This window comes from Neptunomonas phycophila (assembly GCF_001922575.1).
Taxonomy (GTDB): Bacteria; Pseudomonadota; Gammaproteobacteria; order Pseudomonadales; family Balneatricaceae; genus Neptunomonas; species Neptunomonas phycophila.
Genome location: NZ_MRCI01000001.1, coordinates 2,378,095 through 2,402,429, shown reverse-complemented (window position 1 = coordinate 2,402,429; position 24,335 = coordinate 2,378,095). Strand labels below are relative to the sequence as shown.

Sequence of the window (24,335 nt, the reverse complement as noted above, 5' to 3'; positions counted from 1 at the left end):
TTAGTGCAGTTCTCGGTGGCGTATGTTCACCGTATCCATGAGTGATTTAAAATAGCCCGTTAGCTTCTCCGCAAGAAAAACGGACCGGTGCTGGCCGCCGGTGCAGCCAATACCTACCGTGACATAACTGCGGTTATTGTTGGAAAACTCAGGCAACCACTTTTCAATGTAACCGCGAATATCCTGGTACATTTCATCGACCAGAGCCTCGTTGCTTAAAAAGTCGATGACAGGCTTGTCCTTGCCCGTAAATTTACGTAATTCAGGAAGCCAATAAGGGTTTGGCAGTACACGGACATCAAATACCATATCGACATCCATTGGAACGCCATGTTTAAAGCCAAACGACTCAAATTGCAGTGATAACGTTTGCTGTTTGCGCTCTGCTACACGTAATTTAATCGTGTCACGGAGGTCGTATAGTGACATATGTGTAGTATCGATTCGTATATCAGCAATTTCGGCGATCGGCTCAAGGAGCTTTTTTTCGTACTCAATTGAGTCAGTTAATCCACTAAACAATTCTGACATCGGATGTCGGCGTCTAGTTGAGCTGTAACGGTTGAGTAAGCTTTCAAGTGACGCGTTAATAAACACGAGCTCGGCGTTAATGTCGCTGTGTTCGTTAAAATCACGCCAGATCTCGGGGAGCCGCTCTAAATTACTCGATAAGTTACGAGCATCGATACAAACGGCTATTTTTTTGAATTGAGCATCGGCTTCTAGATGCTTAATTAAATCCGGCAATAGCATAGCCGGTAAGTTATCAATGCAATAAAAACCAACATCTTCCAATGCCTGCAGGGCTGAGCTTTTTCCTGAGCCGGACATCCCGCTAATGATTACCAATTTCATGAGAGCTCTCTTATTGCATTAGGCTGATGTCACTTTATTGGAATAAGCGCGTCGCTGTAGCCAATAGGTTTTCATTGCTGTCGGCTTTTCGAAGGGCGACACGGCATTCATCTTGGCTAAAGACTTCTGCTAATTTTGCTAAAGTGCCGAGGTGCTCATCACATGCCGCTTCAGGGACTAGCAAAAAGAACAGTAAATCTACAGGACGGCTGTCGATAGCATCAAAATCGATAGGCTCTGCTAAGTGAATCAGCGCTCCTATCGGTGCTTCGATACCCGCTAATCGGCAATGGGGTATAGCAACCCCTTCACCGATGCCGGTACTGCCCAGCCTTTCTCTGCCAATTAGGCCGGTGAAGATAAGTTCGTGTGTGACTTCTTCACCGACTGATTCAGCAATGAGTTTGCTTGCCATTTCTAGCACGCGCTTTTTGCTGCCGCCCTCTACTGCTTGTAGAGTGCGGCTAGGTGTTAACAGAGAAATTATGGGCATATGACTTCAATTAGTTATTAGAAGGTTATTTATGGCTCTTGAGCTTTTCTTTATGTTTGATGATTTGACGGTCTAGCTTATCCGTCAGGGCATCAATGGCCGCATACATATCCGGCTGCTCACTGGTTGCAAATATTTCGCCTCCAGCAATATGCATGTCAGCTTCGGCAATTTGCCGCTGTTTATCAACACTCAAGGTCACTTGTACGTTAGTGATGTTATCGAAATGGCGTTCTAGCTTGTCAAACTTAGTGTGTACATACTCGGACAGTGCTTCAGTCAGTTCTACATGGTGACCTGTGATATTGATCTGCATAGATTGTCTCCTTAGCACGACTCTTCAGTCGTATGCGTATCGTTATTAAACCAGACGCTTGCGTTCATTAGAAGGAGCGATTCCCATCGCTTCGCGATATTTGGCGATCGTCCTTCGAGCGACCTGGATTCCTTCTTCATCGAGAAGTTGAGCAATTTTACTATCACTTAAAGGTTTAGCAGGGTTTTCGGCAGCTATCAGTTTTTTTATGACCGCTCGTATGGCTGTTGATGAGGCTGCGCCACCATCGCTGGTGTTGACATGGCTTGAAAAGAAGTACTTTAGCTCAAATATTCCGCGAGGTGTGTGCATGAATTTTTGTGTCGTCACACGTGAGATAGTGGATTCGTGCATCTCAACTGCTTCGGCAATGTCATGTAACACCATGGGCTTCATAGCTTCTTCACCATGCTCAAGAAAATCTACTTGCCTTTCGATAATTTGACTTGAAACTTTTAGCAGAGTTTCATTTCGGCTGAGTAGACTCTTAATAAACCAGCGTGCTTCCTGTAAATGGTTTTTTAAATAGGTGTTATCCGCGCTGGAGTCCGCTCGGCGAATCAAATCAGCATACTGAGTGTTGATCCGTAAATTAGGTGAAGCTTCAGAATTCAAGCGCACGGTCCAAACACCTTTGAGCTTTTCCACAAAAACATCTGGAATCACATATTCAGCTTTTGAAGGTGAAATCATTGCTCCCGGCTGCGGGTTTAGCGTTTGAATGAGTTCAATAATAGCCTGTAATTGTGGTTCTTTGATGCGTAGCTTGCGCATCAATTGTTTGTAATCATGGTTACCCAGTAAGTGGATATAATGTTGGCACAAGTTCAATGTTTGCGCTAACAAAGGAGGCGGCTCAGGTAATTGTTTTAATTGTATGCACAGGCATTCACCTAAGTCGCGGGCCGCTACACCGGGCGGATCAAACTGCTGTACGCGATGCAATACGGCTTCGAACTCTTCCAGTTCTGCTTCTTGGAAGCGTTCTGGTTCTTGGCGTTTAAAGTCTTCAAGCAGCTCTTCAATGTTAAGGCGTAAATAGCCTTCGTTGTCGATCGCATCGATAATGGCTTCAGCAACTAAACGGTCGTCTGCGGACATCCTTGTTAGGTTAAGTTGCCATAGCAAATGGTCTTGGAGACTCTCCTCGGCACTATCATTCGATTCAAAAAAGCTGTCATCGTCACGATTACTTGTGCTCGATGTGTTGCTGCTAGTTTGGTAAGTGTCGTCCCAAGATGAATCGGTTGATAACTCACTGGGGATGTCATCGTTCCACTTGTCGTCAAAAGAGTCGGGTTCTTGGTCGTCAGATTGTGTCGATTCTTGTGTTGTTTGCGCCGTGTATTCCGATGGGGTTTGATCTGAATTGCTAGGCTGCTCGCTCTGTGTAGAGTTGTCCTGCGGAGCCGCATTGTCTTCACTGTCTTCATTAGTTTCCAGCATGGGATTGCTGTCTAATGCAGATTGAATCTCCTGCTGTAGATCAAGTGTCGATAATTGCAGTAAGCGAATTGCTTGCTGTAATTGTGGGGTCATCGTGAGATGTTGCCCCATTTTTAACTGTAATGACTGCTTCATAAATTACAAGTAGACTCCAGAAAACACGAGGTGTTGCTTATAGTCGAAACGATTCGCCGAGGTAAGCAGCACGAACTTTTTCATTTGCCAGTATATCGCTTGGCTCGCCTTCAGCTAGGATAACACCTTCACTGACTATGTAGGCTTTCTCACAAATGTCTAGTGTTTCTCTGACATTGTGGTCCGTTATTAAGACTCCAATACCTTTTGATTGTAGGTGTTTTATCGTCTTTTTAATATCATTTACAGAGATTGGGTCAACCCCTGCAAAGGGTTCGTCTAACAAAATAAAAGCGGGCTCGGAGGCTAGGGCACGCGCTATTTCGACTCGGCGTCGTTCTCCACCAGACAAGCTCATACCTAGACTATTTCGTATGTGCGTAATGTGAAACTCTTCTAACAACTCTTCCATTTTGGCTTTTTGTTGATCAACTGATAGCTCTTTTCGCATTTCTAAAATGCCAAGTAAGTTATCTTCAACACTGAGCTTTCGAAAAATAGATGCTTCTTGAGGTAAGTAACCAATTCCTTTGCGTGCGCGTTGGTGCATAGCCAAAGGGGTAATCGTTTCTTCGTTGATAGCTATTGAGCCGTTATCAGCTTTGACCAAGCCCACAATCATGTAAAAGCAGGTAGTTTTACCGGCACCATTGGGACCCAGAAGTCCTACGATTTCACCGCTATTGACCGAGAGGGATACATCGCGAACGACATTACGTTTTTTGTATGATTTTGCTAAGTTGCGAGCGTGTAAAGTGCTATCCGGCGTCATCATATTATTTCGCTTTTGGTTGGATAATCATTTGTACGCGCTGTCCTGAGTTGCCTTCACCGCTATAGGCATTAACGAGAGACTTTTCCATCTGATAAACAATGCGTTCGCCGCTGAATTGGTTCTTGTCTTGTTCTACGCGAGCGTTGCCGGTGATCGTGATGGTTTGTTTATCAACTTGATACTCTAAACGTTGACCAAACGCGTCGGTAATAGCTTGGTTTGCTGATGCTTGTTGGCTAAAGCTTGCTGGGCTACCCGTGGCGACAATGCGGTTTACGTCATTATTTTTCTGATAAAGGTTAACCTTAGCGGCTTTTATTTTCATAGTACCCTGGGTAATAAGCACGTTGCCCGTATAGGTAGTAATTCCGCTATTTTCATCAATCTGAGCGCTATTAGCGGCGATATGGATAGGCTTCTTGCGGTCGTCAGGTAACGCAAAGGCAAGCTGGGTAGCGAATAGGCATGTGCAAGCCAACAGGGATAGTTGTTTAAGGTTCGACATAAAAAGTGCCTTTTACGTCCGATAGTAAATCGGAGGTCCGCGAATTAATGTTGATCGTCATGCCAGTTGCTGTCGTTTCAAACTGTTGGTTTGTTATTTTGACGGGTAGGTCTGTGCTCGCGATACCACTGCGGCGGTCAAAATTTAACGACGACGTGGTTAGTAAACTGGCATCGGGCATGTTGGGATTATGCGTGACGCGTACGTCTTCATCAAGCGTCATGCGGTCTTCATTATCAAATAACGTGCCAGTTTTGCTGGTGAGCGTGACAGGTGTTCCTTTTTCATCCTGCATTTCGACGGATGGAGAAAGTAGTCTGGATAATGCTTGATCGGGAAAGTGAGTTAACTCAGCGGCTGACAGTGTCGCTTTAAGCTTCCCTTGTTCATCGAACTCTTTTACTTTGCTGCCTTTTAGGTAGTAATCCGCACCCTGTGATAATGCGCTTTGTGTCGGTGTCTCTTGCACGTCATCAGGGTTAATAATCCAGTAAGCGAGAAGCGGTAACAAGAGAATACTTGCAACGGCTACTCGCGCTTTGCTTTGGTTCAGTAGCATTAACGGAACCTCTGGTACGCCTGTTCTAACAAGCCTTTGGCTTGTAGGATAGTCTCGCAAAACTCACGAGCGGCTCCATAACCCCCTGTTCGTTCAGTTACCCAACTGGCCTCTTCTTTTACAAGAGGGTGCCCATTGGGAACTGTTGCACCAAAAGCAACGGCTGTAATAGCGGATAAATCAGGTAGGTCGTCGCCAATATAGGCGGTTGTCTCTTCGCTATGAGCTGTTTTGTCTAGTATTTCACGCAGGGCGGTAAGTTTGTCATCCCGTCCTTGGTGCAGGTATGTAATTCCCAGTGCTTTGACACGCATTTCGACTTGCGGTGACTTTCGGCCAGTAATGATCGCGGTTTCAATCCCCGCGTCATGCAGCATTTTGAAGCCTAGGCCGTCTAGGGTGTTAAACATTTTGACTTCTGAACCATCTGCAAGGAAATGTAAACTGCCGTCAGTTAAAATACCATCCACGTCAAACACTGCTAGCGTGATGTTTGCGGCGCGTTTTGCAAGTTCAATATTGTCGATAGTGCGCATTAAATCACTCCTGCTTTTAACATGTCGTGCATATTCAGTGCGCCAGTAGGGCGACCTTGGTTATCGCAAGCAATCAGCGCGTTGATTTTTTTAGTTTGCATGATGTGAAGGGCTTCGGCGGCGAGCATTTCTTCGTTTACGGTTGTTGATTGGCGTGTCATAACTTGTTCTATTGGTGTTGATTTGAGGTCAAGGTTCAAATCAAGCGTTCGTCGCAAGTCTCCATCGGTAAATATACCGACCAGTACACCGTCTTTGTCGACAACTGTTGTCATGCCTAAGCGCTTTTCTGTAACTTCTATAAGTGCCGCATTAACTGATGTGCCGAGTTCGACGGTAGGTATGTCGTCGCCTGCGTGCATAATGCTTTTAACTTTGAGCAAGAGCTTGCGGCCGAGGCTACCACCAGGGTGAGAAAAGGCAAAGTCTTCGGCGGTAAAACCTTTGGCTTCAAGTAAGGCGATTGCAAGTGCGTCTCCCATCACCAACTGCGCCGTCGTACTGGATGTAGGTGCTAAGTTGAGAGGACATGCTTCTTCGGAAACAGAGATGTCTAAATTGACATTAGCTTCTTGAGATAATGTGGATGCAGGGTTACCTGTAATACTGATTAGCGGAGCTGCCATCCGTTTAATGAGCGGCAATATAGTCACAATCTCAGCGGTTTCACCTGAGTTGGATAGCGCAATGACCACGTCTTCTGGTGTGAACATCCCCATATCGCCATGGCTGGCTTCACCTGGGTGAACAAAGAAGGCCGGAGTGCCTGTGCTGGCTAGTGTTGCTGCAATTTTACAGCCAATGTGACCTGACTTACCCATACCTGTGACAATGACACGTCCTTTGCATTCGATCAGCAGTTCGCAGGCTGCTTCGAATCCGGCATCTAAATGCGGAATAAGTTCTAGTACTGCTTCGGCTTCTAATTTAATAGTACGAATAGCAGATTCTAAGAAAGGTTTGCTTTGTTCCATAATAAAACTTACTTATTTCCGTTTGGGTTAATCAGGATGCAACAGTGTACAGCAGGTAGAGATATCCCGCATAGGCGGCGGTTAGTAGGCCGCCCTCGATACGTGAGATTCGGGCGGGGCGCTGCCACAAGCAAAAGGCGACAAGCAGCATTGTGACGGCAAGCATGGCCATGTAGTCACGGGAGAACGCGTCTGCCTCAATGCTAATGGGAGACACTAAGCCCGGAATTGCCATCACGGCACCTAAATTGAAGATGTTAGAACCGACTATGTTACCTAATGCGATATCGTGTTGTTTTTTTAGTGCACTGGCTACGGTAGCCGCTAATTCCGGTAGGCTGGTGCCGATGGCTACAATCGTCAAACCAATGATGAGTTCGGAGACGCCCATAATTGTGGCGATTTCAACAGCGCCCCAGACGAGTAATCTTGAGCTTGCTATTAAAAGAGCAAGCCCTATTAGCAGCCAAAAAATAGCTTTAGGTGTTGTCAGTTCGGGGATTTCTTCATCATCCGAACCTTCTTCCTCTTGTTGGTATTTTGCAAATAAATAGAGACAAACAATCAACCCAACAAACAAGATAATACCGTCGGATAGTGAAAGCGTCAGATCCCATAAGCAGTAGCCAGCCAGTAACGTTATACCCACTAATAGAGGAATCTCTTTTTTGATAACCCCTGATTTTACCGGCATAGGAGCAATCATTGCGGTTATACCAAGTACTAAAGCAATGTTGGCAATATTAGAACCAACCGCGTTACCGACCGCCAAGCTTCCCGAATCATTGATGGAGGCCATAAAAGAGACCAGCATTTCGGGGGCGGACGTGCCAAAAGACACGATCGTTAAGCCTATCAATAACGGTGACATTCCGAAGTTTTTGGCGGTAGCGGCGGCACCGTTTACGAAGCGATCTGCACTCCATACGAGCACGATTAATCCACCAAGTATCGCTAAAATGGGATAAAGCATAGAATAGTAAATCCGAAGGTAAAAAGCGGTATTAAATCAGAACTGTTATGTTACGCAAGTGAATTGGGATTATTCATGTTTTCTTGCACTAGTGGTATATTGTGCGCCTTAATTTTCCGTTAATATAGGTTAGCGGAATATTTTACGGCAGAGGATACGCCCTACGCATGTCAAAACAGTCTAATGAAGATAGCGTCATTATTGTTGATGATCTTCATTTCAGTCGTGGTAATCGCACTATCTTTAACGGTGTCAATTTGCGCATCCCTCGCGGTAAAGTTACGGCGATAATGGGGCCATCAGGCACGGGTAAAACCACTTTGCTTAAATTGATTGGCGGACAGCTGCGTCCTGACGCTGGCCGGGTTTTAGTGGATGCTAGCGATGTCCATCGTTTACCTCGCCATGATCTTTTTTTGTTGCGTGAGCGAATGGGAATGCTGTTTCAAAGCGGTGCTTTATTTACTGACATGTCAGTTTTTGACAATGTCGCGTTTCCACTTAGGGTACACACGAAACTGCCAGAAGACATGATCCGCGATATAGTCTTGTTAAAGCTAAATGCGGTTGGCCTAAGAGGTGCGCATCCTTTAATGCCGAGTGAGCTTTCTGGTGGTATGACTCGTCGTGTTGCCTTAGCCAGAGCAATTGTTTTAGATCCCGATATTGTGATGTATGACGAGCCGTTTGCCGGTCAAGACCCCATTGCTATGGGTGTCCTTGTGAAATTGATTAGTGCTATGAACAAAGCATTAGGGCATACCAGTATTATCGTATCGCACGATATAAAAGAGACTATGAGTATTGCAGATCATATTTTCCTCATTTCAGGAGGAGAAGTGATTGCGCAAGGGACTCCTGAGGAATTATCGAAAAATCACCTGCCGCAGGTTGAGCAGTTTATGCAGGGGCAGCCTGATGGTCCTGTTCCGTTTCATTACTCAGCCCAGCCGCTTTTGGATGATCTTGGCTTGGCAGAGGGTGTGTCATGAAAGGATTGATACTCGCGTTGTTGGACTTTGTTGCCTCGATTGGTCGCACCGGTTTAGACAGGGTTGCAGCATTTGGCCGTTCGGGGTTGATTGTTTTTCAATCATTGGTTGCGCGCCCGCAGCCAATGACCATGACGCCGCTTGTTATTCGTCAGTTATACTCAGTAGGTGTCTTATCTTTAATCATCATTCTCGTATCAGGCTTGTTTATCGGTATGGTCATCGGTCTGCAAGGTTATACGATCTTAGTTGACTACGGCTCTGAGCAAGCCGTGGGTCAAATGGTAGCGCTAACCTTGGTGCGTGAGTTGGCGCCGGTTGTGACCGCGTTATTGTTTGCCGGGCGGGCGGGTTCTGCATTGACCGCAGAAATAGGCCTTATGAAAGCAACTGAGCAGTTGACGAGTCTAGAGATGATTGGGGTTGATCCTTTGCGTAGGATTATAGCTCCTCGTTTATGGGCCGGTTTTATTTCTATGCCTTTATTATCCATGATCTTTGCCATTGTGGGTGTGTGGGGTGGTTCGCTAGTGAGTGTTGATTGGTTGGGGATTTATGAAGGCTCTTTCTGGTCCAACATGCAAAGCGCTGTCAGTTTTTCAGAAGACGTTGTTAATGGTTTGATTAAAGCGGTTGTGTTTGGTGTGGTTGTAACTTGGATAGCTGTTTTTCAGGGTTATGATTGTGTACCGACTTCCGAGGGGATTAGTCAAGCAACAACGCGCACGGTAGTTTACGCCTCGCTTGCTGTTTTGGGCTTGGATTTTGTTTTAACCGCATTGATGTTTGGAGACTTTTAACAATGCGTACACGCTGGATTGAAGTGAGCGTTGGTCTATTTATGCTGCTTGGCTTGCTAGCCATTTTAGGCCTCGCAATAAACGTAAGCGGTTTGAGTTTGAATTCTGCTGCACAAGATACTTACCGTTTGGAGGCCCGCTTTGAAAATATAGGGGGGTTAAAGGCTCGGTCTAAAGTGACTTTATCTGGCGTGCAAGTTGGAGAAGTCAGCCGGATTACCATTGATACTAAGCGCTTAGTCGCTTTGGTCGAAATGAATATAAACTCTAGCGTAGATTATTTGTCCAAAGACACATCGGCACAAATTTTGACATCTGGCCTGCTGGGTGAGCAGTACATAGGGTTATCTGTTGGTTTTGAGCCAGATACACTCAAGAACGGCGATACTATTGCTGATACGCAGTCAGCTATGGTGCTAGAAAACCTTATCGGCAAATTCTTATTTAATAAGGTTAGTGAGTAGGAGAATACCTCACAATGAAACAAGTTATATCTAAAGTGGCAATCACATGTGCTGCTTTCTTGCTAAGCTTTAGTGTGATGGCTTCATATGATGAAGCGAAGACACAGGTTGATGCGTCAATCAAAGACATGATTGCTGTGGTAGATAAGTACCATGACCAACAAAACCCTAATGAAGACGAGCTGGCAAAGGATATTGCTGCCATCGTGGACCGTGATGTAGATTTCACTTACATTTCTAGCTGGGTAATGGGTAAATACTATCGTCAAGCGACTGAGGAGCAGCGCGCTAAGTTTGCGGTTGTTTTTAAGCAAACGCTGATTAAGACATACGCTAAATCATTAGTCGGATTTGATATTAAAGAGTACTCGATTTCCCCACCAACGTCGCCGAGCCCTGAAGATGATAAACAAATTGTAACAGTGGATGTCACGTCTGGTGATGGTACTGTTTACACGTTGGTGAACTATATGGTGAAAACTGACGAGCATTGGAAGTTGGTGAATGTCATTATGAATGGTATTAATTTCCGTATTACGTTCAAAAACCAATTCTCAGACTTGATGCAGCGTAATAGCTATGATGTTGGCAAAGTAGTTGATGCATGGCAATCGCAGATTAATCCACCTGCTACACAGGGCTAGCCGATGAGTGCATCACTGCAGCTAATTGATATTGCTGAAGGCGGGCAGCGGATTTTTATTGAGTCTGACTTGCTTTTCTCTAGCGTGATTGCTGTCCGCGAAGCCGCCGAAAAAGCGATCAGTGATGCTCAGGCAGATTGTGTCATTGATTTCTCACGCGTTAACCAAGCTGACAGCTCAGCCTTGTCGTTTTGTTTATGTTGTATGCGTTTAGCTAAGCAATTGAATAAAACTTTGGCATTTGAATGTCTGCCAGCGGATATGGCGTCTATTTCGGACTTGGTTGGGCTGGATCACTTCTCTTCTAATCAGGCGGAATCCGGCTATTAATTTCGCCTTTTTGTGCTCAATTCGGTATCATTCCGCTCCTTAATCGAATTAATGATGTAATCGGAGCACTTCATGCAAGCTGAAGAAGTTAAACAGATTATTGAATCGCATCTCTCGGATGCCGAAGTGATGACCGCTGGTGAGGGGTGTGATTTTCAGGTAACTGTAATCAGCCCTCAATTTGCGGGTCTTATGCCCGTTAAAAAGCAACAACTCGTCTATCAGTGCCTGAATGAATATATTGCCAATGGCACCATTCATGCGCTGACAATTAAAACTTATACTCCTGAACAGTGGCAGTCCCTTCAGGGCTGAATCGTGTCAGAACGTGATCAAAACGGTCGGAATTCCTGAATGGATAAATTATTAATTGAAGGTGGTGCTTGCCTAAATGGCGAAGTACGCATCTCTGGCGCAAAAAACGCCGCTTTGCCTATATTAGCCGCAACATTGCTAGCGGATAAACCTGTAACTATCTGCAATTTGCCGCATTTGCACGACATTACTACGATGCTTGAGTTGTTACGTCGTATGGGTGTAGAAGTTACTGTTGATGAAAAGCTTAGTGTCGAAATTGACGCAACAACAATTAAGAGCTGCCATGCTCCTTATGATCTTGTTAAAACCATGCGGGCCTCTATTTTGGTACTAGGTCCGTTGCTGGCACACTTTGGCGAGGCGCAGGTTTCGCTGCCGGGTGGTTGTGCTATTGGTAGTCGTCCAGTTGATTTGCACATTCGTGGTTTGGAAGCCATGGGGGCAGAGATTTCTGTTGAAGGCGGATACATCCGTGCTAAGACGAACGGTCGCTTACAAGGCGCAAAAATTCTGTTTGATGTTGTAACGGTTACTGGTACTGAAAATATCCTGATGGCTGCTGCATTGGCGCAAGGGCAGACTGTCATTGAGAATGCTGCGCGTGAACCTGAAGTTGTTGACCTAGCTGACTGCTTGATTGCAATGGGCGCAGATATTACAGGTGCAGGCACAGATACGATCGTAGTCAATGGCGTTGAATCGCTGCACGAAGCGCGTTATTCAGTTATGCCAGACCGTATTGAAACGGGCACTTTTTTAGTGGCGGCTGCGGCGACGCGTGGATATGTGAAGGCTAAAAATACTCGACCGGACATTCTTGATGCAGTTTTACTCAAGCTCAAAGAAGCCGGAGCTAAAGTCGAGGTTGGAGAAGACTGGATTTCACTTGATATGGAAGGCCGACGCCCTAAATCAGTGAATATTACCACGGCTCCTTATCCTGCTTTCCCTACTGACATGCAGGCACAGTTTGCAGCGTTAAACGCGGTTGCCGAAGGCGTTGGTCATATTAAAGAGACGATTTTTGAAAATCGTTTTATGCACATGCAAGAAATGATTCGTCTAGGTGCAAATGTATTGATTGATGGTAACTCGGCGACCATTGAAGGGGTAGAGCGTTTGCGTGGTGCTCCGGTCATGGCAACAGATTTGCGAGCTTCTGCAAGTTTGGTGATAGCTGCCTTAGTTTGTGATGGTGAGACTCTGATTGATCGAATTTATCACATAGACCGTGGTTACGAGTGTATTGAAGAAAAATTACAGGCGATGGGTGCTCGCATCTGTCGTGTTGCTGGTTAAATACGTAATAAGTGATATCCATGAATAGTATGATGAAAAAGCAGCAGCTCACCATTGCGCTGTCGAAAGGGCGAATTTTAGAAGAAACGCTTCCTTTGCTTGAAGCGGCTAACATCACGCCTGCGGAAAATATTTTTAAAAGCCGCAAGCTCATTTTCGATACTAACCATGACAACATAAAGTTAGTTGTTATTCGTGCTACTGATGTACCTACTTATGTAGAGTATGGCGGGGCTGACATGGGTATTGCCGGTAAAGATGTCTTAATGGAACATGGAGGCGAAGGCCTGTATGAGCCCTTAGACCTCGAAATCAGTAAATGTAAACTGATGGTGGCTGGCTTAAATAATGCCGGCCCTGTAGAAGGGCGCATGCGTGTAGCCACCAAGTTTGTTAACGTCGCTCGTCGGTTTTTTGCTCAACAAGGCCGCCAAGTCGATATTGTTAAGCTGTATGGGGCGATGGAATTAGCGCCTATTATGGGCTTAGCTGACCGTATTGTTGATATTGTTGATACAGGAAACACTTTGCGGGCTAATGGCTTAGAGCCTATGGATTTTATTGCGGATATCAGTTCTCGTTTGGTGGTTGGGCAAGCGGCCATGAAAATGAAGCACCGTCAAATTCAACCTATTCTCGATATGATGTCCGACGCTGTAATAAAACGTAGAGAGGGTTCCGAATGAGTGAGTTGTCTATTACACGTTTAACGACGAGCGATGCAGACTTTGATCAGAAGCTAAACGCGCTTCTAGCTTGGGAATCGGTCTCGGATAAGTCGGTTAATAAGATCGTTGATGATATCTTACTCGACGTAAAAAACCGTGGTGATGAGGCTGTTGTTGAGTACACAAACCGATTCGACAATACTTCTGTTGAGAGTGTGGCCCAGCTAATGCTTACGCAGACGCGTTTACAGCAAGCGCTTGATGGCTTGCCTACAGAGCAACGTAACGCATTAGAAAAAGCCGCTGAACGTATTCGCCGCTACCACGATAAACAGCGGGGCGAAAGTTGGAGCTACACTGAAGACGATGGCACTATGCTTGGCCAACAGGTAACGCCATTGGATCGTGTGGGTTTATACGTGCCAGGTGGTAAGGCTGCCTATCCGTCATCAGTACTGATGAATGCTATTCCGGCTAAGGTAGCCGGTGTTGGCGAGTTGATAATGGTCGTCCCGACGCCTAATGGTGAATTAAACGAGCTGGTGTTGGCTGCCGCTTGCTTGGCGGGTGTGGATAAAGTGTTTACCATCGGCGGAGCACAAGCGGTTGCTGCGCTTGCATATGGCACACAGTCTGTCCCTAAAGTGGATAAAATTGTGGGTCCTGGCAATATCTTTGTGGCAACAGCTAAACGCGCCGTATTTGGGGCCGTGGGTATTGATATGATAGCGGGCCCATCTGAGATATTGGTCGTATGTGATGGAAAAACAGATCCCGATTGGATTGCAATGGATTTGTTCTCACAAGCTGAGCATGATGAAGATGCGCAATCGATTCTAGTTTGCCCTAATGCTGAGTATTTAGATGCAGTAGAAGCAAGTATCAGCAAATTGTTACCAACTATGGAACGCCAAGCTATTATCGAAGTGTCTATGCGTGAGCGCGCAGCCCTCATTCATGTCGTTGATATGGATGAAGCGGCAGAGGTGAGTAACCGTATAGCGCCTGAACACTTAGAATTGTCGGTTGAAGACCCTAAAGCAATGTTGCCAAAAATACGCCACGCTGGGGCTATTTTCATGGGCCGCTACACGGCAGAAGCGTTAGGTGATTATTGCGCTGGACCTAATCACGTTTTGCCTACATCAGGAACGGCTCGTTTTTCGTCACCTTTGGGTGTATATGATTTCCAAAAACGTTCTTCTCTGATTATGTTTTCGGAAGATGGTGCCTCAGAAACAGGAAAAATTGCTTCTGTTTTAGCGCGAGGCGAGAGCTTAACAGCGCATGCGCGATCGGCTGAATACCGCATAAAGGACTGAGCGCCAACACATGTGCGTGGACGCTATAGACCGTTATAAAAAAAGACCCATTAAGGGTCTTTTTTTATGTGACTCTATTTACTCTTTCCATCGTAAAAAGGTACGACGATTGTGCTAATTCAGTTTAGTAGGCGGGCGTTCACCAACGGTAACCGTAGCATTTAGCTTTTTACCATTGCGCATATATTCAACCACCAATGTATCCCCTGGGTTGAGATCCGCTACGCTTAGCATAGACTGATAGGCATCCACAGGCTCACCGTTTAGTGTGACCATGATGTCCCCTGGCTGTAATCCTGCTTTATGAGCCGGGCTATCACGATAGACCCCGGCGATAATAAGCCCGCTAGTCATCTCGATATCAAAGGACTCTGCTAGGCTTGGAGTTAACTCCTGGCCTTCGATACCCAGCCAGCCACGAATAACACGCCCGTGTTCGATCAGATCCGCCATTACTTTTTTGGCTAGACTAGATGGAATAGCAAAACCGATGCCTTGTGATCCACCCGTTTTTGAGAAAATAGCGGTATTAATGCCTATGAGGTTTCCGTTGGCGTCTATGAGCGCACCACCAGAGTTGCCTGGGTTAATCGCGGCGTCTGTCTGTAAAAAGTCCTCATAAGTATTTAGGCCTAGCCGGTTGCGGCCTGTAGCACTGACTATACCCATAGTGACAGTCTGACCTACACCAAATGGGTTGCCGATTGCTAATACGACATCACCTACCCGCAAGTTTTCTGAAGGGGAGAGGGTGATGGTGGGTAAGTTATTCATTTTAATTTTTAAGATAGCTAAATCGGTTTCAGGGTCCATCCCAATCACGCTAGCTTCAGCTTCGCGGCCATCATGTAAAGCAATGATGATTGAATCAGCTTCGGCAATAACATGGTTATTCGTAATGATATAGCCTTGGCTGTTAATGATGACGCCTGAGCCAAGACTTGAACGAACGCGTTGGCGTTGTGGTTGATCACCGTTTTCATAGAAGCGTCGAAACAGCGGGTCATTTGCGCGGGCTTCGTTATCTTTTTCTTCAACTTTTTTGCTGGAGTATATATTAACGACGGCAGGCGCTGCTTTTTGGACAGCGTCAGAATAAGAAACAGGGCCGTTGCCTAACCCTTGGCCAATTAGGTTAGTCGGTAGCTGTGTTTCTTTAATTTCGACTGTTGTAACGGGCGGCGCCAAAAGGTTAGGAAAAAACTGCAATAAAATAACAGCTATCAGCACACCTGTAACAATTGGCCAGCCAAGAAAGCTGAAATTACGCATCTAAATATCCGCAAAGCTGGTGTAAAAAAAAGGATTACGTAGAATTATACGTTTACTGCATCACCGTGGCTAATAGGGAGTTCATTTTATGTCAGTTTCGTTAACAAGTCTGGTTAATTATTGTGAAGAATTGTTAAACGTAAAAGAGTTTAAAGATTACAGCCCTAATGGTCTGCAGGTACAAGGCAAGGAAACAGTCCAGCGTATTGTAACGGGCGTGACAGCTTCGCAGGCGTTGCTTGATGCGGCTGTGCAATACAGTGCTGATTTGGTCTTAGTTCATCATGGATACTTTTGGCGTGGTGAAAGTGAATGTATTACAGGAATGAAAAAACGTCGTTTAGCAACACTATTAGGAAATGATATAAGTTTGCTAGGTTTTCATTTGCCTTTAGACGCACACCCTGAATTTGGCAATAACGCTATGTTGGCAAAAAAAATGGGCTGGCAAATTACCGGAGGGCTCGATGCTCCCTTGGGCCGTGCTATTGGTATGGTAGGTGAGTTGCCCGAGCCGATTTCAGGAGGGAAGCTAGCCGAGCAATTAGCGGCTGTGTTAGAACGAACACCATTGCACATACAAGGTATTGGGCACCCGATTAAGAAAATAGCTTGGTGTACAGGGGGAGCGCAGGGTTATATAGATAAAGCGCTGGCAGCAGGGGTCGATGCCTATATATCCGGTGAGGTATCCGAGCCGACATACCATTTTGCTAAAGAGATGGAGATTGATTATTTTGCCGCTGGTCACCATGCGACAGAGCGATATGGAGTACAGGCATTAGGGGAGCATTTGGCGAGTAAGTTTGGGATTGAGCATCGCTATATAGAGATACCTAACCCAGTATAAACCTGTGATAGTTTAGTGATTAGAGCCGGTTATCCATTGTAGTTTTCAATGGATAACCGGGTGAGCTTATATTGGATTATTGATGTAACCTGGTATAAAGCTCGGTAGAGAATGACTGCTATTCACTTTTTTCTGGTTTTTTCTCTGCTGTTTCGACTTCGGGTGTTTCACCAGCTTCGGCTGTTGTTTCTTTAGCATTTTTCAAACCGTAACTTTCGGACAGGGTCCCTTGTTCGTCAGGCTTTTTGGGGGCGTAATCACGAGGCGGTTCTACATCGCTCTCTGTGGCCGTTAACGCCTCTTCAGAAACCTCTTCTTCTTGTTCTACTTCCTTCGCCTCAGTGAGTTGTGGGACTAAGGTTGATGTAATTGCGGCAGCTGTGGTTGCATCACACAAAGTGGTTGCGCTTGTAGCAAGGTGCTTATAAACATCGCGATAGGATTCGGTCATTTTATTAACGAGGTCAGCAGTCTCCTCAAAGTGGCCTGAAACTTGTTTTTTGTAGCTATCTAGCTCTTGCTGTACTTTATCTAGCTCTTGTTGCTTAACACTGCGTCCACCAGAGCGACCGACCAAAAAGCCAATTATTGCACCAATGACAAGCGCTACAATGCTAAAAATCCAAAGTGTATTATCTTCCACCGTTATTCCTCATAGCCGTACTAATTTTAAAATTATGAAAGTAGCATAAATCAAAAATACAATAATGCCCACAATCTAAAGGTCACTGATTTATGATTGATTCGCCTGATTATGTGCCTTTCGAGCATCTGACAATTGCTGAGCCATATAGTTTACTTGCTCATCCATGACTGATGCTGCTTCTTCTTCATGCTGATCAATAATGGCATCCAAAAGGCGACGATGTTGATCATAAATAACCGCATGTGAACGATGCCTAAACGCGGCTAGATTTGTGGCGGGTTGTAACGCCTCAATCACGCTCGACATAAGGTAGCTCATCATTTTGTTGCCTGTCGCGTTAGCTATTTGACGGTGGAATTGGACATCTGAAACGCAGAGTTCCTCTGCACTCAAAGCTTCATTCGCTTGTGTTTTCAATGTTGCCTCAAGTTGCTCAATGTCCTTTTCTGTTCGTTGCGCGGCAGCTAATCGAGCACAGGTCTTTTCCATTTCTAAACGCGTTTGTGTGACCTCATCCCATGTGAAGCTTTCAAAGCCAACTAGTAATGTTGTGGTGCTGGCCAGTGATTCGCTTAAGGCTAATAAATCCGGCGTTTGAATAAAGGTCCCACCGGTGGGACCGCGCTTAGAGCGAACTAGATTTTGCGCAGCTAGTCGTTTAAGTGCTTCGCGTATCGTCGGTCGTGATACGTTAAAGCGCTGTGCGAGCTCGCCTTCAGTAGGCAAGCGATCATCTGCTCGTAAGGAGCCCTCTAAAATGGCGTTGCGGATCTGGTCGGCAATTTGCCGAGAGAGGCTGTGTGCGCTAACGGGGTTAAACGGTATTTCTTTCACAATGTCGCTCGTAAATTGCATAGTGGCCAAATGAGTATTTCATATTTTTGCCTATTTGTTAATTTGCTTTACAAATACATAAATCAATAATATCTTAAATGTTAAATTGTAAGACAAATTGTTTTATCAATACGCCGCTTAGCCATAGGCATTAATGAATGGCTCAATAAATCTAAAAAGGAGCAGGGTATGTTTAAAGCACTGGTATTAGATCAAATTGATGGAAAAACAAAGGCTGAAGTTCGTGATCTTGAGGTAAGTGATCTGCCAAATGAGCCGTTACTTGTCGATGTTGATTACTCATCAATTAATTATAAAGATGGTCTGGCGATCACAGGAACCGGGCGTATTGTGTCGCAATTTCCCATGGTTCCGGGGATCGATCTAGCAGGTACTGTCACTGAAAGTCATTCGGATGAGTTCAGCGTAGGCGATACTATTATTATGACCGGCTGGAGTGTTGGCGAGCGTTTCTGGGGTGGTCTATCAGAAAAAGCACGGCTAAAACCTGAATGGTGTGTTCCGCTTCCGTCTGGAATGACCAGCCATGATGCAATGGTTATAGGCACGGCGGGGTTAACCGCCATGTTATGCGTCATGGCACTGGAGGAAGCCGGTGTGACACCTGAGTCGGGTGAAGTTGTCGTTTCAGGAGCCGCCGGTGGTGTAGGCTCGGTTGCACTGCGTTTACTGGCTGCATTAGGCTACGAGGCTGTAGCGGTAACAGGGCGGGCTGAGATGGAGTCGTATCTGATTGCTATGGGCGCTAGTCGAGTTATTAGCCGAGACTCCATGCAAGAACCTGCAAAACCATTAGAAAAACAGCGTTGGGCGGGTGGTATTGATACCGTTGGAGATACCATTTTAGCTCGAATGCTTGCCGAAACACATTATGGGGGGGCTATTGCGGCTTGCGGCCTAGCTGGGGGGTATAAACTGCCTACAACAGTTATGCCGTTTATTCTACGTAATGTTAGGTTGCAAGGGGTTGATTCTGTCATGTGTCCTAAAGAAACGCGTACCGTAGCTTGGCATCGCTTACAACAGTTGTTATCAAGCGAAGACTTGGCTGAGATGAGCCAAACGATTTCTCTGGAAGAGGTGCCTGAATACGCCGAGAAAATCGTAAACGGTCAAGTAAGAGGCAGAACCTTGGTTAAGCTGACAGCCCAATAGCTTTTTAGCGTGAAGTACGGGTTACCTAAGAAACTCTGCTCTAGTCGTTAGCTGGTTTATACTAAGTTATCGACTAGAGGCTTTTGTTATGTATTTTTTTACCAATTACTTTTCCCACACTCGTTTGCCTTCAATAGTGAAGGTTCTTTTGGGGATTGGTTTAGGTTTAATTCCTTCCTTGTTATCCATTTCGTTTGCTCATGCTAGTTCGTCACAGCGGATTGTTACGTTAGCGCCGCATGCTACTGAACTGCTTTATTCGCTGGGTATTGGAGACCGGATTGTTGCGACAGTAGAGTACAGCGATTACCCTGAGCAGGCTTTATCTATCCCACGCTTAGGTCGTAGTGATGAAGTCAGTATCGAGGCTATTGTTGCTTTGCAGCCTGATTTGGTTATTGCATGGGAGGGAGGTAACTCACCCGAGTTATTAGATACCTTAGAACAGTTGGGTATAGAAGTTTATCGCTCTGATACTCAAGGGCTGGAGAGTGTCTCTCGGGCATTAAGAAATTTGGGGAGGCTTACCGGTACTCAAAAAAAAGCAGATCAGTTAGCACGGGAGTTTTTGCAACGGCTGTCTGAGTTAACCGTTGAGCCTATACAGGATCCGCCGCGCGTATTTTTTCAGCTATGGGAGTCTCCTTTAATGACGGCTAACCACTCTCAGCCTATTAATGACATTATCGAACGTTGCGGCGGCGTCAATCTCTTTAGTCGATCGCTAGAAGTCGTCCCCCAAACCAGTGTCGAGAACGTTGTTCTTCTCAATCCTGATGTGATTCTTGCTCCGACACAGGGGTTGTCGGGGCATTGGCGTCAGCGCTGGGAGGCCTGGCAAGAGATTCGAGCTGTACAGGCCGGCCACTTATATACCGTTGATGCCGATTTGATCTCTCGTCCTACATTGCGGATTTTAGAGGGTATGGAGGTAGTCTGTCGCTTGTTAGATCGACCTGCTCATACTGATACTAACAGCTGAGTGTTTGATTTTTTTACACTGATAGAGCTTTTTAAATGGAAACTTTAAGTTAAGCGTCTTCATTATGAGACTTTTGTCTTTGTTGTTCATTTTTGGTTAATTTAAAACGTCTGTTTTAAAAGACAGTGTAGAATTGCTAGTGGTGACTTGTCGATAATGTTTACAGGTCAGAACGCTGAATTTATAAATCCTATTTAAATTAATTTGGCATTCATGTTTCTCAGGTTTTTGTTTTGTTTTAGAGACCTTTTTTGTTTTATCGTACTGTATTTGTTATGTATTTCTAGATTGGCCTACTCTTTGCTTCGTTTGGTTTTGACTTTCCGTGACAGGAAGTCTCTACGAAACCACAAGGAGTTTTTACATGTCCCTGATTAAAAAAACGCTAGCGGCGGCTGTTTTATCAGCAACTGCTATGTCTGCTTCTGCAGCGCTAATGGAAGTGCAATCTCAAACCCAGACATACAATGATTTAACGGTTTGGACGCAAAACTTTACTTTCGACCTATACAACCCGGCTTTAGAAGGCGGTAAAGCTCTAGAGAAAGTAGTATTGTCTTTGTATGGTGATGTGGTTACGACTATCTCTTTTTCTTCAGTAACTGATACTTATGTTAGCGGATCAGCTGGTGCATTAGTGTTGGCTACTAACAGCGCTACTGGCTCAACTGTTTCATTGGACGTTTCTCCAGCGGATTCATTTGGTAATACATTACCAGGTGAGTTGGTAGCAGCGGGTACGACTGTTGAAATTGGTCCATTGTCTGGTGACGATATGGCTGATTGGGAATCAACAGATGCAGCAGACTTACTCGCTTTTACGGGTCCAGGTACGTTTGATGTTGATTTGTCAGCGTTTGGTACACTGGATTTAACTCAAGTTGGCGGTAATGTTTCAAGCCAGCAAGAGACAGTGGCTACGGGTACTTATACTGTTACATATTTTGTAGATGATGCCGCTGTTGTAACGCCTCCGTCTGCAGTACCGGTTCCTGGTACTCTGGCGTTGATGGGTCTTGGCTTGTTAGCTCTAGGCGCTCGCAAACGTAGTAAATCTGCTTAATCAAAAAAGTAGTTAATGTCCAAAAGCCTGCTTTCTGATTAGCAGGCTTTTTTGTTTCAAATGCCTTTTATTGGCATTGGGCTGGCTTCCAGTAAATTTCTTGCCCTCCATTTTCTCTTGCTAGGCTTCTGGCCGCTACAAAGAGTAGATCAGATAAGCGATTTAAATATTTGTTGCCAGTATTGGCGTCAGTTTTTTCGTCTTGATTCATTAATATCATGCTACGTTCGGCTCTTCGGCATAGCGTGCGAGCTACGTGACACTGCGCGGCAGGGCGGTTTCCACCGGGAAGTATGAACTCTTTGAGCGGAGGTAGCGTTGCGTTCAGGTTATCTAATGCCTGTTCTAATTGTGTAATAGCGCTGTCTGTAATCGCCACATAATTAGGATCGGCCATGGCAAGCTCTCCACCCAAATCAAATAAATCATGCTGAATGCGCTCGAGCAGAGGCCTAAGGTTATGTTCTGTTGGGATCTCACAAAGTAATAAGCCTAAGGCAGAATTTAGCTCATCAATATTGCCGAGCGTCTCTATTCGAGGCGCACTTTTCGAAATACGTGTACCGTTTGCAAGCCCTGTTGTGCCCGAATCGCCCGTGCGAGTATAAATTTTAGTGAGTCGATCAGCCATGATGGCTCCTTAGTTATGAGTGTAGTTTGGCTTGAATGCTAGTTATCAACTGCTTGTTAAACGGGGTATCTAGCCCTTTCAAAGCCGATTGAGCTTGGATAAAACCATTGATGTAATCAATTTCAGTTTTACGTTTGTGAGTTACGTCTTGATGCATCGATGAAAAATTATTTGCTGTGAGTTCGGCAACGCTAAAAACGTGCTTTTCCAATGAGTCTTCAAAAAGAGGTTGGTGCAAGCTTTCAGCGATGGCTTCTATTTCTTTACAGATAATCGATACTTTTTGTCGGTAAGCGGGGACTGAACTCAAAGCGCCGTTTCTACAATCTAATAGAGCGGTAAGAGGGTTGATTGCCGCGTTGATAGCTAACTTTCTCCAAAGGTAGAGCGAAATATTTTGTGTTAAGTGAACGGTTAAATCATCCATTTTTTCTGGGAGTAATAACGGAAAGTCGCTGAGTTTATTATATCGCGATAGTAAGCCAATTATTGTTTCTCCTTTGCCTGCTCTCGTTACGTGAAAAGGTGAAGTGAGATAGGCGCCATCAGTGCTGCTAGCCCCCCAAACATGGCAGTGTGGGAGCTGATTACACACTTGTTCGTGTTGCCCCATACCGTTTTGTAATAGAACAATGTGTGCGTTGTCTACAAGGCGGTGGCGAATTGAGTCGATAGCGTCTTGCGTGGAAAAGGCCTTAGTTGTGATGAACAAGCGCGTGATAGGGGCGGCATCGTTAGGTAGCTCTGCTTGTGGAAATGAATGGCTTTTGCGTGCATCCATATCGGTGTAATGCAACCCAGAAGTGGCTTTATAGGTATGTAAGTGCGCTTCGTTACGTAAGATTATTCGAACATCTTGTTTCGCTTTGATTAAGCAGTGAGCCCATAAACAGCCGATAGCTCCTGCCCCTAGAATATGCCATTGCATGGATGGTCGCGTCTTTTAAGTTAGGGAAGTGCTAATATGATAGCGGTAGTCAGAGATGGATGAAAACCCTAAACAGGTCCGTTAAAATAGCGCCAAATAGTTGAGGAGTAGAGTATGCCATCGTTTGATATTGTATCTGAACTTGATAAGCACGAAGTAACTAACGCAGTTGATCAAGCGAAGCGAGAGTTAGAAACCCGTTACGATTTCAAAGGGGTTGCTGCTAGCATCGAGCAAAAGGGCGAGAGCATTATGCTTGAGGCCGAGGTCGACTTTCAGCTGCGTCAGCTGATCGATATTATTTACGCCAAGTTAGTCGCACGTAAAATTGATATTAAATGCATCGAAGAAAAAGACCCTGATCTTGCTGGTGTTAAAGCGCGCCAAGAGCTTGTACTTAAACAGGGGTTGGATCAACCAATATGTAAAAAGATCACCAAGCTTATTAAAGAAAGTAAATTGAAAGTTCAAGCGCAGATTCAAGGCGAAAAGGTGCGTGTAACAGGGAAAAAACGGGATGATTTACAGCAAACAATGGCTTTGTTAAAAGACTCAGACATTGACATGCCATTGCAATATAATAACTTCCGTGACTAAGGCTTCACGGCTGTGGGTTATATAAAAAGAAACGCTCAAAGGTGGGCGTTTCTTTTATTGCTAATATTACTTAGCTTTTTTTAGTAACTTTTTCAATTTTTTCAGCTTGCTTTCGTGCTTAGCGATTTTAGCTTGACGCTTTTTGATATCTTTTTTAACTGCTTTTGCTTTTACTGTAGCCATGGGGCATCTCCGTTGTATGTCAGTTAATTAGCCGGGGCTGGGCACAATAAAACATTGCTGCTTTATCCCTGATTGGGCGTTTCATGCTCAGCTATAAAATCCCGAATAAAACGACGTACCTCTCGTGCCGCACTCGTATCCAGTTCATCACACAAAGAAACAAAGCGTTCACGCTCCGTATCATTAATACGTATAACAAGCTGGCTATTCTTTGCCTTTTTTTTATCGCCCATACCTTACGGCTCCGAACAAAAATAATATGTAAAGAATATCCAAAATTAATTAGGGGTGCAGCTGTAATTCACAAATGATTATTTATCATAGGTGGTTACATTTATAAGTACATCGTTTGTATAGTCACTGTATATCCTATAGATTTGTCTGTCGAGTTTTTCATAAAAACTTAATATTAATGTAATAGATTATTAATGAATATTATCTAAGCACGACAGTATAAACAGTTCCTTTATAAGCTCTTGTTCGTTGGTATGTGTGTCGATGAAATCAAATGGACATAATGTTCCCTGAGCGATCATCTCTTTTACTTGGCCGCTCGACCATTCAAGCACTGGGATTTTCCGCTCCTTATGGATAACTCGAATGTAGGGGTCGGGGCGTTCTAGCCATGCATCGATCATATAAATCATAGTTATATTCTCCTTGATGAATAGAGTTAGCCTATCGGATTAATAAATAAATGTAAATGATAATAATTATCATTACGATAGCTTTGTTTTTCTGTGCAATCCGCTCAAGGCTGGTAGACTAG

At 44.9% G+C, this 24,335-nt stretch carries 31 protein-coding genes; 14 read left to right on the top strand and 17 right to left on the bottom strand.

The window, feature by feature from the left end; genetic code table 11:
* From rapZ to BS617_RS10870, 10 genes are read right to left on the bottom strand one after another with little or no spacing between them, the layout of a single operon-like run.
* Complete coding sequence (gene rapZ, locus BS617_RS10915; protein WP_075172832.1) at positions 1-855, bottom strand: RNase adapter RapZ; 855 nt, start codon at positions 853-855, stop codon at positions 1-3.
* Positions 856-889: 34 nt separating this feature from the next.
* Positions 890-1,348 carry a PTS IIA-like nitrogen regulatory protein PtsN gene (gene ptsN, locus BS617_RS10910; RefSeq protein WP_075172831.1) on the bottom strand — a complete coding sequence of 153 codons (459 nt, stop codon included), beginning with the start codon at positions 1,346-1,348 and terminating at the stop codon, positions 890-892.
* 25 nt (positions 1,349-1,373) lie between these two features.
* Complete coding sequence (hpf, locus tag BS617_RS10905; protein ID WP_075172830.1) at positions 1,374-1,664, bottom strand: ribosome hibernation promoting factor; 291 nt, start codon at positions 1,662-1,664, stop codon at positions 1,374-1,376.
* A gap of 45 nt (positions 1,665-1,709) precedes the next feature.
* The gene (locus BS617_RS10900; RefSeq protein ID WP_075172829.1) at positions 1,710-3,245 is read right to left on the bottom strand and encodes an RNA polymerase factor sigma-54; all 1,536 of its coding nucleotides are present in this window, start codon (positions 3,243-3,245) and stop codon (positions 1,710-1,712) included.
* Positions 3,246-3,282: 37 nt separating this feature from the next.
* Positions 3,283-4,020: an LPS export ABC transporter ATP-binding protein gene (gene lptB / locus BS617_RS10895; protein ID WP_370051555.1), complete on the bottom strand. Its 738-nt coding sequence runs from the start codon at positions 4,018-4,020 to the stop codon at positions 3,283-3,285.
* A 1-nt stretch (position 4,021) separates the two neighbouring features.
* Positions 4,022-4,525: a lipopolysaccharide transport periplasmic protein LptA gene (lptA, locus tag BS617_RS10890; RefSeq protein ID WP_075172828.1), complete on the bottom strand. Its 504-nt coding sequence runs from the start codon at positions 4,523-4,525 to the stop codon at positions 4,022-4,024.
* Positions 4,512-5,084 carry an LPS export ABC transporter periplasmic protein LptC gene (lptC, locus tag BS617_RS10885; RefSeq protein WP_075172827.1) on the bottom strand — a complete coding sequence of 191 codons (573 nt, stop codon included), beginning with the start codon at positions 5,082-5,084 and terminating at the stop codon, positions 4,512-4,514. The genes lptA and lptC overlap by 14 nt, the downstream gene beginning before the upstream one ends.
* Complete coding sequence (locus BS617_RS10880; protein WP_075172826.1) at positions 5,084-5,620, bottom strand: KdsC family phosphatase; 537 nt, start codon at positions 5,618-5,620, stop codon at positions 5,084-5,086. The genes lptC and BS617_RS10880 overlap by 1 nt, the downstream gene beginning before the upstream one ends.
* Positions 5,620-6,594: a KpsF/GutQ family sugar-phosphate isomerase gene (locus BS617_RS10875; RefSeq protein ID WP_075172825.1), complete on the bottom strand. Its 975-nt coding sequence runs from the start codon at positions 6,592-6,594 to the stop codon at positions 5,620-5,622. The genes BS617_RS10880 and BS617_RS10875 overlap by 1 nt, the downstream gene beginning before the upstream one ends.
* 31 nt (positions 6,595-6,625) lie before the next feature.
* Positions 6,626-7,567 carry a calcium/sodium antiporter gene (locus tag BS617_RS10870; protein WP_075172824.1) on the bottom strand — a complete coding sequence of 314 codons (942 nt, stop codon included), beginning with the start codon at positions 7,565-7,567 and terminating at the stop codon, positions 6,626-6,628.
* A 167-nt stretch (positions 7,568-7,734) separates the two neighbouring features.
* On the opposite strand from BS617_RS10870, the gene BS617_RS10865 reads away from it, so the two are divergent.
* The 9 genes from BS617_RS10865 to hisD all read left to right on the top strand — a co-directional run bounded on the left by BS617_RS10865 (position 7,735) and on the right by hisD (position 14,404).
* Complete coding sequence (locus BS617_RS10865) at positions 7,735-8,559, top strand: ABC transporter ATP-binding protein (protein ID WP_075172823.1); 825 nt, start codon at positions 7,735-7,737, stop codon at positions 8,557-8,559.
* Positions 8,556-9,359 (top strand): lipid asymmetry maintenance ABC transporter permease subunit MlaE, encoded by an 804-nt coding sequence (gene mlaE / locus BS617_RS10860; RefSeq protein ID WP_246813464.1) that lies wholly within the window; start codon positions 8,556-8,558, stop codon positions 9,357-9,359. The genes BS617_RS10865 and mlaE overlap by 4 nt, the downstream gene beginning before the upstream one ends.
* 2 nt (positions 9,360-9,361) lie before the next feature.
* Positions 9,362-9,823: an outer membrane lipid asymmetry maintenance protein MlaD gene (mlaD, locus tag BS617_RS10855; RefSeq protein WP_075172822.1), complete on the top strand. Its 462-nt coding sequence runs from the start codon at positions 9,362-9,364 to the stop codon at positions 9,821-9,823.
* Between the two features lie 14 nt (positions 9,824-9,837).
* Complete coding sequence (locus BS617_RS10850; protein WP_075172821.1) at positions 9,838-10,467, top strand: MlaC/ttg2D family ABC transporter substrate-binding protein; 630 nt, start codon at positions 9,838-9,840, stop codon at positions 10,465-10,467.
* Between the two features lie 3 nt (positions 10,468-10,470).
* On the top strand, positions 10,471-10,797 hold the full coding sequence (locus tag BS617_RS10845; RefSeq protein WP_075172820.1) for an STAS domain-containing protein: 327 nt from the start codon (positions 10,471-10,473) through the stop codon (positions 10,795-10,797).
* 72 nt (positions 10,798-10,869) lie between these two features.
* The gene (locus BS617_RS10840; protein WP_075172819.1) at positions 10,870-11,112 is read left to right on the top strand and encodes a BolA family protein; all 243 of its coding nucleotides are present in this window, start codon (positions 10,870-10,872) and stop codon (positions 11,110-11,112) included.
* Positions 11,113-11,151: 39 nt separating this feature from the next.
* Positions 11,152-12,414 carry a UDP-N-acetylglucosamine 1-carboxyvinyltransferase gene (murA, locus tag BS617_RS10835; RefSeq protein WP_075172818.1) on the top strand — a complete coding sequence of 421 codons (1,263 nt, stop codon included), beginning with the start codon at positions 11,152-11,154 and terminating at the stop codon, positions 12,412-12,414.
* A gap of 32 nt (positions 12,415-12,446) precedes the next feature.
* Complete coding sequence (hisG, locus tag BS617_RS10830) at positions 12,447-13,100, top strand: ATP phosphoribosyltransferase (protein WP_075173546.1); 654 nt, start codon at positions 12,447-12,449, stop codon at positions 13,098-13,100.
* On the top strand, positions 13,097-14,404 hold the full coding sequence (hisD, locus tag BS617_RS10825) for a histidinol dehydrogenase (protein WP_075172817.1): 1,308 nt from the start codon (positions 13,097-13,099) through the stop codon (positions 14,402-14,404). Before hisG ends, hisD begins: the two co-directional genes overlap by 4 nt.
* A 114-nt stretch (positions 14,405-14,518) precedes the next feature.
* Here hisD and BS617_RS10820 read toward each other — a convergent pair whose 3' ends face one another.
* Positions 14,519-15,676 carry a Do family serine endopeptidase gene (locus tag BS617_RS10820; protein ID WP_075172816.1) on the bottom strand — a complete coding sequence of 386 codons (1,158 nt, stop codon included), beginning with the start codon at positions 15,674-15,676 and terminating at the stop codon, positions 14,519-14,521.
* A gap of 88 nt (positions 15,677-15,764) precedes the next feature.
* Here BS617_RS10820 and BS617_RS10815 point away from each other — a divergent pair, with 88 nt between their 5' ends.
* Positions 15,765-16,526 carry a Nif3-like dinuclear metal center hexameric protein gene (locus BS617_RS10815; RefSeq protein WP_075172815.1) on the top strand — a complete coding sequence of 254 codons (762 nt, stop codon included), beginning with the start codon at positions 15,765-15,767 and terminating at the stop codon, positions 16,524-16,526.
* Between the two features lie 118 nt (positions 16,527-16,644).
* On the opposite strand, the gene BS617_RS10810 is transcribed toward BS617_RS10815, so the two are convergent.
* A complete protein-coding gene (locus BS617_RS10810) occupies positions 16,645-17,169 on the bottom strand; it encodes a Z-ring associated ZapG family protein (RefSeq protein WP_075172814.1) in 525 nt (174 codons plus the stop codon).
* A 90-nt stretch (positions 17,170-17,259) separates the two neighbouring features.
* Entirely contained in the window at positions 17,260-18,006 is a 747-nt protein-coding gene (locus BS617_RS10805) for a FadR/GntR family transcriptional regulator (protein WP_246283247.1), read from the bottom strand.
* Positions 18,007-18,195: 189 nt separating this feature from the next.
* Here BS617_RS10805 and acuI point away from each other — a divergent pair, with 189 nt between their 5' ends.
* The 3 genes from acuI to BS617_RS10790 all read left to right on the top strand — a co-directional run bounded on the left by acuI (position 18,196) and on the right by BS617_RS10790 (position 21,227).
* A complete protein-coding gene (gene acuI / locus BS617_RS10800) occupies positions 18,196-19,182 on the top strand; it encodes an acrylyl-CoA reductase (NADPH) (RefSeq protein ID WP_075172812.1) in 987 nt (328 codons plus the stop codon).
* A gap of 88 nt (positions 19,183-19,270) precedes the next feature.
* Complete coding sequence (locus BS617_RS10795) at positions 19,271-20,164, top strand: cobalamin-binding protein (RefSeq protein ID WP_083610003.1); 894 nt, start codon at positions 19,271-19,273, stop codon at positions 20,162-20,164.
* 364 nt (positions 20,165-20,528) lie between these two features.
* Positions 20,529-21,227, top strand: coding sequence for a choice-of-anchor E domain-containing protein (locus BS617_RS10790; protein ID WP_075172811.1), 699 nt, complete (start codon positions 20,529-20,531; stop codon positions 21,225-21,227).
* A gap of 67 nt (positions 21,228-21,294) precedes the next feature.
* On the opposite strand, the gene BS617_RS10785 is transcribed toward BS617_RS10790, so the two are convergent.
* Positions 21,295-21,858 (bottom strand): cob(I)yrinic acid a,c-diamide adenosyltransferase, encoded by a 564-nt coding sequence (locus BS617_RS10785; protein ID WP_075172810.1) that lies wholly within the window; start codon positions 21,856-21,858, stop codon positions 21,295-21,297.
* A gap of 13 nt (positions 21,859-21,871) precedes the next feature.
* On the bottom strand, positions 21,872-22,786 hold the full coding sequence (locus BS617_RS10780) for a 2-dehydropantoate 2-reductase (RefSeq protein ID WP_075172809.1): 915 nt from the start codon (positions 22,784-22,786) through the stop codon (positions 21,872-21,874).
* A 114-nt stretch (positions 22,787-22,900) separates the two neighbouring features.
* On the opposite strand from BS617_RS10780, the gene BS617_RS10775 reads away from it, so the two are divergent.
* A complete protein-coding gene (locus tag BS617_RS10775; RefSeq protein WP_075172808.1) occupies positions 22,901-23,383 on the top strand; it encodes a YajQ family cyclic di-GMP-binding protein in 483 nt (160 codons plus the stop codon).
* Between the two features lie 245 nt (positions 23,384-23,628).
* On the opposite strand, the gene BS617_RS18275 is transcribed toward BS617_RS10775, so the two are convergent.
* The gene (locus BS617_RS18275) at positions 23,629-23,799 is read right to left on the bottom strand and encodes a hypothetical protein (RefSeq protein WP_170870342.1); all 171 of its coding nucleotides are present in this window, start codon (positions 23,797-23,799) and stop codon (positions 23,629-23,631) included.
* 192 nt (positions 23,800-23,991) lie between these two features.
* Positions 23,992-24,213, bottom strand: a complete 222-nt coding sequence (locus BS617_RS10770; RefSeq protein ID WP_075172807.1) for a hypothetical protein — start codon at positions 24,211-24,213, stop codon at positions 23,992-23,994.
* Positions 24,214-24,335 lie beyond the last annotated feature (122 nt).